This is a genomic window from Stenotrophomonas sp. 89682_Sma, from assembly GCF_056481405.1.
Genome location: NZ_CM151147.1, coordinates 2,582,391 through 2,592,693 on the forward strand (window position 1 = coordinate 2,582,391; position 10,303 = coordinate 2,592,693).

Annotated in this window: 12 protein-coding genes; 5 read left to right on the forward strand and 7 right to left on the reverse strand. The window is 67.2% G+C overall.

All coding sequences use genetic code 11. The annotated features are described in order from the left end of the window. Positions 1-2 precede the first annotated feature (2 nt). Entirely contained in the window at positions 3-401 is a 399-nt protein-coding gene (locus ACZK29_RS11945; protein WP_478447088.1) for an OsmC family protein, read from the forward strand. 110 nt (positions 402-511) lie between these two features. Here ACZK29_RS11945 and ACZK29_RS11950 read toward each other — a convergent pair whose 3' ends face one another. From ACZK29_RS11950 to ACZK29_RS11975, 6 genes are all read right to left on the reverse strand, one after another. Then, positions 512-841, reverse strand: a complete 330-nt coding sequence (locus ACZK29_RS11950) for a hypothetical protein (protein ID WP_049409507.1) — start codon at positions 839-841, stop codon at positions 512-514. Between the two features lie 97 nt (positions 842-938). Continuing rightward, positions 939-2,684: a putative porin gene (locus tag ACZK29_RS11955; protein WP_099523609.1), complete on the reverse strand. Its 1,746-nt coding sequence runs from the start codon at positions 2,682-2,684 to the stop codon at positions 939-941. 42 nt (positions 2,685-2,726) lie between these two features. Beyond that, the gene (locus tag ACZK29_RS11960) at positions 2,727-3,389 is read right to left on the reverse strand and encodes a TonB family protein (RefSeq protein WP_478446052.1); all 663 of its coding nucleotides are present in this window, start codon (positions 3,387-3,389) and stop codon (positions 2,727-2,729) included. Between the two features lie 39 nt (positions 3,390-3,428). Next, entirely contained in the window at positions 3,429-3,842 is a 414-nt protein-coding gene (locus ACZK29_RS11965; RefSeq protein WP_005409874.1) for an ExbD/TolR family protein, read from the reverse strand. Between the two features lie 10 nt (positions 3,843-3,852). Continuing rightward, on the reverse strand, positions 3,853-5,637 hold the full coding sequence (locus ACZK29_RS11970; RefSeq protein WP_478446053.1) for a DUF2341 domain-containing protein: 1,785 nt from the start codon (positions 5,635-5,637) through the stop codon (positions 3,853-3,855). A 38-nt stretch (positions 5,638-5,675) separates the two neighbouring features. After that, a complete protein-coding gene (locus ACZK29_RS11975; RefSeq protein ID WP_111203587.1) occupies positions 5,676-7,292 on the reverse strand; it encodes a ShlB/FhaC/HecB family hemolysin secretion/activation protein in 1,617 nt (538 codons plus the stop codon). A 201-nt stretch (positions 7,293-7,493) separates the two neighbouring features. Between ACZK29_RS11975 and ACZK29_RS11980 the strand changes: the two genes are divergently transcribed. Beyond that, entirely contained in the window at positions 7,494-7,829 is a 336-nt protein-coding gene (locus ACZK29_RS11980; RefSeq protein ID WP_478446054.1) for a hypothetical protein, read from the forward strand. 90 nt (positions 7,830-7,919) lie between these two features. Here ACZK29_RS11980 and ACZK29_RS11985 read toward each other — a convergent pair whose 3' ends face one another. Further along, entirely contained in the window at positions 7,920-8,369 is a 450-nt protein-coding gene (locus tag ACZK29_RS11985; RefSeq protein WP_111203640.1) for a general secretion pathway protein, read from the reverse strand. Between the two features lie 115 nt (positions 8,370-8,484). Here ACZK29_RS11985 and gspH point away from each other — a divergent pair, with 115 nt between their 5' ends. Genes gspH through ACZK29_RS12000 form a run of 3 tightly spaced genes read left to right on the forward strand, consistent with a single transcriptional unit; the run spans position 8,485 to position 9,901 of the window. After that, positions 8,485-8,931, forward strand: coding sequence for a type II secretion system minor pseudopilin GspH (gene gspH / locus ACZK29_RS11990; RefSeq protein ID WP_478446055.1), 447 nt, complete (start codon positions 8,485-8,487; stop codon positions 8,929-8,931). Then, positions 8,928-9,290 carry a type II secretion system minor pseudopilin GspI gene (gspI, locus tag ACZK29_RS11995; protein ID WP_111203584.1) on the forward strand — a complete coding sequence of 121 codons (363 nt, stop codon included), beginning with the start codon at positions 8,928-8,930 and terminating at the stop codon, positions 9,288-9,290. The genes gspH and gspI overlap by 4 nt, the downstream gene beginning before the upstream one ends. Next, entirely contained in the window at positions 9,287-9,901 is a 615-nt protein-coding gene (locus tag ACZK29_RS12000) for a prepilin-type N-terminal cleavage/methylation domain-containing protein (RefSeq protein WP_111203583.1), read from the forward strand. The genes gspI and ACZK29_RS12000 overlap by 4 nt, the downstream gene beginning before the upstream one ends. Positions 9,902-10,303: the final 402 nt, after the last annotated feature.

A 10,303-nucleotide genomic window follows, 5' to 3' on the forward strand; every position in this document is an offset into this window, starting at 1 on the left:
TGATGGCCTACGCACGCATTGTTTCGACCGCCGACAACTACCTGCACCACATCAGCAACGGCACATTCGATGTGGATGCGGACGAGCCCGCCTCGTTGGGTTGCCAGGGCAAGGGCTTCGCACCGTTCGACCTTTACCTGGCCTCGCTGGCGGCCTGCACCGCCATCACCCTGCGCATGTACGCGCAGCGCAAGGGCTGGGAGCTGGGCGAGTTCCATGCCGAGCTGCGCTCTGAACGTGACGCGGATGGTCGCTTCCATGTGCACCGCGTGCTGCATGCCAGCGCCGAGCTGAGCGAGGCGCAGTGGCAGCGGTTGCTGGAGGTGGTGGAGAAGACCCCGGTTACGTTGGTGATGCGTGAGGGTGCGCGCATCACCAGTGAACGCGGGGCCGCCGCGTAACCCCATCCACGCATGGCATGGATCTACTAGCGACGCTCGCCGGGCATGGCCCGGCGCTACCGGAGCGGCGCGGGGCCATCGGGTAACGCCGGGCCATGCCCGGCGGCCACTCAGCGCCGTGAATGCAGCACGGTGCGCTGGCGCATCGCGTTGAATTCCTGCTCCACCTGTTGGATGTCCTCGGCCTGGAAACCGGCCGCATCCAGCAGCTGGTCGGCGGCGGCCGCCGCCAGCGGATCATCGTCACGCTGGCGCCAGCAGCGCGCCGGCAGGAAATAGCCCACTTCGCTGCGCCCACGCATGATCACCACCGGTCGTCCCGCATACAGCAGGAACTCCGCCAGGTGCTGGCGCAACCCCTCCACCGAGACGTAGGCCGGCCCGATGCCCAGCGACTGGCTGGACGGTTCGGGACTCTCGAACAGCTTGCGACGGCTCATCCACTCCTCCTTATGTGCAACGCGTGGTCTCCTTTCCTTAGACGGGCGCATCGCTGCGCCCCCGCCACGCACGACGTGATCCGCATCACGCCGCCACTCAGAAGCCGGTATTGAACTCCAGCTGGAACACGTCGATCGACAGCGGCGCGCCGGACACTTCCTTGGCCGCCATCCACTTGCCGCTGATCCAGCTGCGTGCATCCAGCGCGTAGGCGCCGCCCACGTAGTAGCCGCGGGCGTTGGTGCCGCCCAGGTGGAAGTTCGGATCGTTGTAGGCGTCGGGCAGCGCATCGGCCTCGATGTGCTTGTAGCCCAGCAGCGCCTGCCACTGACCCTTCTCCTTCAGCTCGGTGGCACCGAAGGTGGCCTGCACCATCCACGCGGTGTCGCCGCTACGGAAGGTATCGATGCCGACAGTATCGCCGGCGCCGTAGTTGTTGACGATGCCGTTCTGGGCGCGGCTGAACATGGCCTGCTTGTCGTAGGCCAGGTTGCGGATGTAATCGCCGTCCAGGCGCAGACCGATGCCCTGCGCCAGCTGTGTATCCCAGCGCAGGTTCAGCGTGGCCAGGCGGAAGGCCGAAGCCAGGCCGACATACTGCGGGGTCGGCGTACCGGCCGGGTCCTGCGGATTGCGCGCGATGTTCCGGATCAGCATCAGCGTGTTGCCCTTCTGCATGAACGCCGGGCGCGACCAGTCGGTGTCGCAGCCTACCGCGCCCGAATACAGCGAGCACGTTGAGGACAGCCGGCCGCTGATGTTCTTGAAGTCGTAGTAGCCCAGCGCGGCACGCACCGCGTTGTCGTCGTTGAAGCGCCAGTTCACGCCCACCTGGGCACCGGACAGCCACTTGTTCTCGTTCGGAGTCTTGACCTTGCTCTGGCTCGGCGAGCTGTCGGAGGTGTACTCCAGCGGCACCACCGCGAGGTTGCCGAACAGGTCGAGGTCGCCATCGTCGAAGTCATACTTCAGGTTCGCGGCCAGGCCATCGAAGTTGAGGTCGTTGGAGAACAGCGTGTCGCTGGTCCAGAACGGATTGCCGAAGCGGCCGCCACGCACCGTCACCCAGTCAGCCGGGCTGTAGGCCAGCCAGGCCTGGTCCAGCCACACGTCCTTCTTGCTCAGGCCGCCACCCAGCTGCTCGGTGGTCGACACCGGGCCATTGCTGCTGCCGCTGGCCAGGCGCACGCCGGCCGTGGTGTGCTGGCCAATGGTTGCCTCGATGCCCAGGCGCGCGCGGATGCGCCACAGGTTGCGGCGGTCCTGGCGGGTGTTCAGCAGTGGCGGCAGCTGCAGGTTGGTGTTGGTGTTGGTGTCGAAGCCGTTGCCGGAATTGATCGACGACCAGTTGCTCACGATGTCGCTGTTGCGTTCGGAGAAGAAGCGCGACTCGCTGCGCACGCGCATGTCACCGGTGACCTTGATTCGCTTGGTCCATTCGGCCACTTCGTTCGGTGCCGCCCAGCCTTCGGACTTGGCCTGCGCCATCACGTCCTGGCGCACTTCGTCACGAATGCCGTCGCGCACGCTCTGCGGCACGTAGGGCACGCGCACGTCGCCAGCCTCCAGGGCCACGCCACCGCTGGCGGCCGAAGGTGCGGTGGCTGCACCGCGCTGGGCGGCCGCTGCTTCAGCCTCGGCCTGCACCAGCAATGCCTGGCCGTCTTCGGGCTTCAGCGCGCCGCTGGCGATCAGGCCCTTGATCAGCTTGACCATGGTCGTTTCGGCGGCCATCGCACCGGCCGGGGCGGCCAGGCTGAGCAGCACGGCGCAGCACAGCAGCGCCCGTCGGGCCGGCCGCGGGCGGCGGGAGTCGGTTCGTGCGCGGACGTGGTCGTTCATCACGGTTCTCATCGAAAGAAGGGAAATCACGGAGGTCGGGAATCAGGCCCCGGGCCGGCGGCCCTGGATCAGCACGCGGGCGGGGAAATCAAGCGACGCTGGGGGTGCCTGGTCGACCTTGCCGATGCGACGCAGTGCATCGAGCACGGCCGCGTCGGCCTCCTCGTTGCCACTGCCACGCACCAGTTCGATCTTTTCCAGGCGGCCGTCGTTGGCCAGCCACACATTCACCTGCAGCTGGAACGCCAGGCGCTTGACCTTGTCGTCGCGCGAGATCGCCTGCTGCATCAGGTAGCCCAGGTAGCGGCCGTAGGTAGCGTTGCCGGCACCACCACGGCCAACGCCGGACGAACCGCCACCACTGCCGGACTGGATACCGAAGTTGTCACCACCGGCCTGCGCATCGGCGTTCATCGTCACCGGATCGGCATTGTCCGGCGTCGGCGTCGGCTCTTCTGCCGGCGTCGGTTGATCCAGCGGCTCCGGTTCGGGCATCGTCTCTTCTGGCGGCGTTTCCGGTTCCGGCGGCTTCTCCGGCGGCGGTGGCGGCGGAGGGGGCGGCGGCAGCGCCAGCATCGGCGGCTGCACCACCGGCCGACGGGTGCTGGCAGTGTCCTTGAACAGCATCCACCACACGGCGATGCCGAGCACCAGCAACGCGGCCAGCACCAGCGCGACGGTCACCAGCAACTGGCGACCGCGCATGCCGGGCTCCGGCCGAGGGGGTTGATGGGCCGTCATGCCTCAGCCCTGCGCCTTGCCGGTGACCAGGCCGACCTGGGCCAGCTCCAGCCGCCGCAGCAGGTCCAGCACCTCGACCACGCGGGCGTACTGCACCTGCGCATCACCGCGCACGATCACCGGGAAATCCGGCGTGGTCGCGCGTTCGGTGCGCAGGCGGTCTTCCAGTTCGGCCATCGTCACCGGGTAGGCATCCAGGAACACCTGTCCACTGGGGTCGATGGTGATCGCCTTGGTCTTCGGCTTTTCCAGGGCCACGCTGTTGCTGGCCTTCGGCAGGTTGACCTCGATGCCGGGGATGGAGGCGTTGCTGGTCAGGATGAAGATCACCAGCACCACCAGCAGCACGTCGACGAAGGGCGTCACGTTGATGCCCTTCTCGCGCTTCTTGATGCCGAACTTCGCCTTCTGGCCCATGGCGCGCCCCTCAGCCCTGGACCGCGGCCGGGCCGCGCCCGTCCTGCTCTTCGGCCAGGCGCGCGGCGAACTCGTCGATGAACACCGCCATGTCCGCGCCGATCGCTTCGGCACGCGCCCCCAGGTAGTTGTAGCCGAACAGCGCCGGGATCGCGACGCCCAGGCCGGCTGCGGTGCACAGCAGCGCCGCCGCCATGCCCGGGGCCACCGAGTTGATGTCCACCGCGCCGGCCATTGCCGCCACCACGAACACCAGCATGATGCCGATCACGGTGCCGAACAGGCCCACGTACGGCGCACCTTCGATGGTGGTCGACAGCCAGTTCATGCGCCGCGCCATCGCTTCCTGCTCGCGCACCATCACCGCATCCATCGAGGCGCGGATCGCGGCAATGGTGGCGCCACTCAGGTAGCCACTGTTGCCGTCGCGCTGGTGGCGCTGCTGCATTTCATCGATGGCCACCTGGTAGATGCGCCACAACGAGCCATCGTGCATGGCGGTCGGTGCCTTGCCCTGCCGATCCATGTCCGACAGGGTGCGCAGCGGCACACCGGATAGCTTGCCGAAGCTCTCGGTGAACACCGCATTGGCCTTGCTGGTACGGCCGAAGTGGCGGCTCTTGGCGATCATGATCGCCCACGACAGCAGCATCATCAGGCCAAGGATGGCGACCACCACCCAGGCATCGAACGGCATCGCCTTGAGGATGAAGGCGAAGTGGCTCTGGCCGGCCGACTGCTCGTCGGCACCGTAGCTGATCAGGCGTGAATCGGCGCCCTGCGCGGTGGCGTCGGCCAGCAGCAGCGCGGCAGGGCGTGCCACCCGCGAGACGCGCAGCTCATCCAGCGCACCTTCGAAGTTGGCCAGCGGCTGCGCCGCACCCGGGGCATCGGCGCCGACCACCGGCGCGGTACCCAGTGCCGGCAGCTCGCCGCTCAGCTGGGCCACCACACGGCCGTTGAGGTACAGCTGCAACGCGCCCTTCTCCGCCGTCAGCGCCACATGCGCCCACTGCCCTTCCGGAATCGGCTGCGCAGGCGTACTGCGCTGGCCATTGAGCTGCACGAACGGCACCCGGTTTTCGATACCCAGCACCAGCTCGTACGCGCCATCACGACGGGCGTAGATCGCCTGCGCGGCGTTGTTGCTGCCCGGCTTGATCCAGGCCGAGATTGTCAGCGGCGCGCCCGCTTCCTGGGCCAGCGACGCACTGGCCGGCAGCGGCAGCGAACCGGCACCCAGCTGCACGCCACGGCCGATCACCGAACCCTCGGCAGGGGGCACCACGGCACCGGCATTGTTGCCGTAGGCGGTGGTGTCGCGTGCCGGCGCATTGGCCTCGGCGAAGTGGTAGACCAGCGTGTAGTCCGGGTCGAACACCTGCTGGCCATTGCCGCTGGCCGGCGCCTTTTCGTTGCCGTAGTACATCCAGATCGTCTGCGGCGCAGCGGCACTCACCGACGGCACGTCCACCCAGACCAGGGCCAGGCCCAGCTTCGGATCGAACTGTTCGATCTGGTGGGCCAGCACGGTGCGGCCATCACCCGAGACAAAGCGCAGGTCGTTGCCCGCGTCCTGGGTGCCGTCGAAACCGAAGTTGCCGGTATGCAGGCGCAGCAACAGCGGCGTGCGTCCTGGGTCACCGGCCAGGCCCGCGCCCTGCGGGCCGGCGTCGACGGTGATCGGCTTGCGGTACTTCCATTCGGCCTGCCACCAGTTGGCGTCGGCCGCTGCGGCGGGCAACGCGACCAGCGCGGCCAGCAGCAGCAATACTCGGGAAAGCAAACGGTCCATGCGAAGGGTCTCCGGAGAACGCATGTTCAAGGAAAGGGTCAGTAGCTGGTGCTGATGTTGAAATGCAGGCGCGGGTCGTCCTTGCGCGTGACCGGGCCATCGGCGTAGGGCCAGGCGTAGTCCAGGCGCAGCTGCAGGTGTTCGCCGAGGCGCAGCTGCGCGCCCAGGCCGACCGAGGCCAGGTTGTACTTGTCACGCTGCTCGGGCAGCGGCTGGCGCAGGCGCAGATAGGCCGCATCGGCAAAGCTGTAGACACGCAGGTCGGTACCGCTCCACAGCGACCACGCCGGGGTTCGCCACTCCAGGCTGGCCAGGCCGCCGTAGTCGCCGATCGCCTCGGCCGACAGGTAGCCGCGCACGGTGTACATGCCACCGGCGGCGAACTGCTCGGCCGACACCAGCGGCGCATCGGTCATCTGCAGCGAGCCGCGCGCATACCACTGCCAGTCGCTGCCGAAGGTATGGGTGTTGGCTACGTCGGCCTTGAACGCCACGAAGCTCGGATCGGCCCAGTAGCGCTTCTGCCCGAACCCGATCGCATCGCTGCCATAGCCGAACAGCCGACGGGTGCCGGCCACCAGCTGGGTGTTGATGCTCAACTGGTCCTGCTCGCCCTGGCGCACACCGACAAATGCCAGCGTGATCGGCGCGTACTTCAGCGGCGTCTTCAGGCTGTCCTTGCCCATCTGGGTGTCTTCCTCGGTGTCCTTGAAATCCACACCAAGGCTGAGCTGGCGCCACCACTGGCTGCTGCCGGCAAGGCGATAGTTGAGCTTGAGGCCGATCGAGTGACCGTTGCCGATCACGTTGGTACCGGTGCCGGTACCCACCTGCCCACCCGCGTTCAGCACGCGGCTGTCGGATTTGTAGCCGGACGCTTCCAGGCTCCACGGCGTGCCTTCGAACGGCATCGTGTACGAGGCCGAAAACACCTTGGCCTGTTTCGTGTCTTCCGGCGCCAGGTACACGCCGATGTTGGCGCTGTGCCCACGCTTCCACAGGTTGTCGTAGGCCAGCGAGGCACTCAGGCGCAGCTTCTCGGTGTCGGCACTGTGGTCGTTGTTGAGCGCCGCACTGGCGCGCCACGGCGACTTCTCCTCGACCTGCAGGTCCACATCCATCGTGCCCGGCACCTGGCCTTCCCGCACCAAGGGCATCACCTGACGACGTCCGCCTTCATTGAGCGCGGTCAGTTCCTTCTGCGCCTGATCGAAATCAGGCACCTTGCCCTCGGCGAGCGCCGGCACGCGTTCGCGGATGCGTTCGGGCGATTCGTGGCGGGTGCCCACCACCCGCAGCTGGCCGATCGGCGTCTGCTGCACCTTCAACAGCACTACGCCGCCACTGACCTGCTGCTCGGGAAGCTCGACGTAGACCGACTGGTAGCCCGCCTGCTGGTACAACGCATGGACGGCATCGCGCGCCTTTTCGACATCGGCCAGGGTCTTGCCTAAGCCGAGGAACGGCTCCACCGCGCGTTCGATCTGGCGCGGATCGAGCACGGTGTTGCCGCGCACGATGTATTCATTGATGTTCACGCTGGGCGCAGATGCCACCTCCTGCGCGAACAATGGCAGCGGCATCGCGGCCAGGGCCAGCACCAGCGGATGCAGGCGCAGCGGAAGGCGTACGGCTCGGCACGGAACAGGAGTCATCGAAGGCATCGCGTCGTATCGAAGGGAGTGGCCAGGGAGCGGCGCGTGGGTCTACCAACAGGACGTGCACGTCGCGTCAAAACCGCCAACAGTTTTGTGACAGCACTGTCATCTTTTGACAGCGCCGGAACACTCGCGGGCGGAGACTGCCCTCGCCACACGTCTTCATTGCAGAACGTCGGTTGTCGCAGGAGATTCGAGATGAGTGAGCCGTTGAAGGCGGGCGTTCGCCCTGCCCTCGCCCTTGCCTTGTTGCTGGCGTTGCCATCGGCCTGGGCCGAAGAGGCGAAGAAGCAGGACGATGACGCGCCGTGCATCGAAGTACAGGTCAACGGGGAGCGCATCCCCGCCTGGGAGTGCCTGCAACGCAAACTGGCCCCGGCGCCGAAATCGGCGAAGTCACCGGCGCTGCCTGAAGCCGAACGCGTGATGCGGCAGCCCGGCAACCTGCTGATGCAGTACAACCTGGAGGGCACACGGCAGCGCATGGGTGATGCCTTCGGGCGTTCGGTGGTGCCGCAGCGCCCAGCGCGCTGAGCCAGCGCCTTTGTAGAGCCGAGCCCATGCTCGGCAGTCTTTGCAATCATCGGAGATACCGCGCAGGAGCAGCCGAGCGCGGGCTCGGCTCTACAAGCCGGCCGGCACGATGCCATCGCTCGGCATCGGCGGCAGCTCGGGCACCGGCAGGCTGCGCGATTGCCCGGCCTGGTTCAATTCGACCGCGCTGGCACTGATGCTGGCCAGCACCGTGCAGGGTCCGAGTCGTTGGCCGGGCGCATACGCTTCCGCCGGACGGCCATCCACCGAAAGCAGGGCCAGTGGCGCGTGGTCGCCGGCCATCACACCGAGCACGACCACGTCGGTCTGCACCGCACCCGGGGACAGCAACCGCACCAGCGGCAGGCTGGCTACCGCATCGAACAGGGGCCGTGCAGGAGCCTCTGCATGCGTTTCGCTGGCCGCCGCCGTGGGCGCCACCGCAGACAAGGTCACGCCCCAATAGGCCACCACCACCAGTAGCAGGGTTGCCGCCAGTAGCGTCAGTATGCGATTGCGATCCCAGCGCCTTCCATCCATGTTCCGCACCACCGCCACGTTCGTGTCTGCCCACGCTAGCAGCTGCCGCTGACGCTTTTGTTTCATCATGCCGGCCTACGCTGGCAGGCATCGACCCGGACAGGAGGCAACGTCGATGCAGCACGTGCCACGTGGTTTCTCCCTGCTGGAACTGATGGTGGTGCTGGTGATCATCGGCATCTGCACAGCGGGCATCGGCCTGGGCCTGGGCAGCCTGCTCGACCCCGCGCGCCAGCTGCGGCAGGAAGCTGAACGGCTGGCGCAGCGCCTGCAGGTGGCGCGCGACGAGGCTCGCATCAATGGCCGCCCTCTGCGCTGGCAGGCTGATGCCAACGGCTACCGCTTCAGCCGCCGCGAAGGCAGCCGCTGGGTGACTGTTGAACGCGATGATCTGCTACGTCCGCAGAAGTGGCAGGCAACGGGTATCGCGGTGCAGCCCGCCAACCCCATCGAGCTGAGCCCGGAGTGGATCGGTATCGCCTGGGAACTGGGATTGTCGTTGGATGGCCGCAAACTGCGTCTTCGTGATGATGGCAGCGGACAGTTGCAGGTCGTGCAGTGAAGTGGAACAGGCGCGGGTTCACCCTGATCGAAGTGCTGATCGCGCTGGCGATCGTATCGATTGCACTGGCGGCGGTGATGCGTTCAGTGGCGGTGGCGACCGATGACCAGTCGCGCCTGCGCGACCGTCGGCTGGCACTGATGTGTGCGCAGAACCGTTGGCAGGAGCTGCGCCTGGCCGGGCAACCGCCGCAGGATGCGCGGCAGCGCTGCGAGCAGGGACGCAGCAGCTTCCTGGTACTGCAGCATCTGGGCACCGGCAGCGACGGACAGCCGCAAGTGGAACTGACCGTGGTGGCCGAAGAGGCACCACGGCAGTCGCTGGCACGGATGCAGCTGCCGTGGACGGCGGCGCAATGAAGCGTGCCGCCGCAGGTTTCACCCTGATCGAGGTGATGATCGCGATCACCATCATGGGCGTACTGGCACTGATCTGCTGGCGGGCGCTCGACAGCGTGGCCAGCAGCGACCAGCGCCTGCGCCGGGCCGATGCCGAGACCACGACGGCGCTGCGCGTGCTGCAGCAGTTCCAGCGTGATATCGAAATGCGTGCAGACGACGCGCTGATGAATGGCGCGGTGCGTCCGGCGGACCGTCCGCAGCGATTGCTGCCTCCGTCGCTGTTAAGCGAGCGGCACCCGGATGGCAGCTTCGCGCTGGAGATCACCCGCAGTGTCGGCAGTGATGGGCTGCACTGGCAGCGGGTGCGCTGGTGGCAACAGGGAAGCACGCTGTGGCGGGCCAGTGGTGCGGCCACGGACCGGTATCCACTGCCCGCGCCGGATCTGTCGAAGGGCATTGCTGTGGCACGTGAGGTGCAGCGGTTCGAGGTGTGGGCGTGGCAGCCGGGCGCGGGTTGGGCGACGTTGCCCAGCGAAGGCGAGGTGCTGCCGGCCACCGGGCTGGAACTGCGGTTGGGCCTGCGCGATGGGCGTGGGCCGTTGAGGTACCGGCGGGTGCTGGAGCTTTAGGATTCTTCCCAAGCGAAGCATCCACGCATGGCGTGGATCTACTGCCGACCAAGGTCGGCATCTACCGGGACACATTCGCGTTGAGCCTGCCCTGGTGGGTGCCGACCTTGGTCGGCACTGAAGCTGGCCAAGCCATCGATGCATGCCGTGGATCTACCGACCAAGGTCGGCATCTACCGTGACACATTCGCGCGTCGCTCCTGCCGCCGGGTGCTCTCCTGCACCCGGCGGCGCCGTGTCGGTGGTCCTCACCGCTGATGGCCGCTCCCTGCCCTCCGTGCCGTCCTGGCTGGGGCCGCCACCATTCCCTGGCAGCTGGCCCGATGCTATCCGTTCTTCCTGGTCAGTCCCATCCACGCATGGCGTGGATCTACCGCCGGCCGCGATCGTGCCGACCAGGGT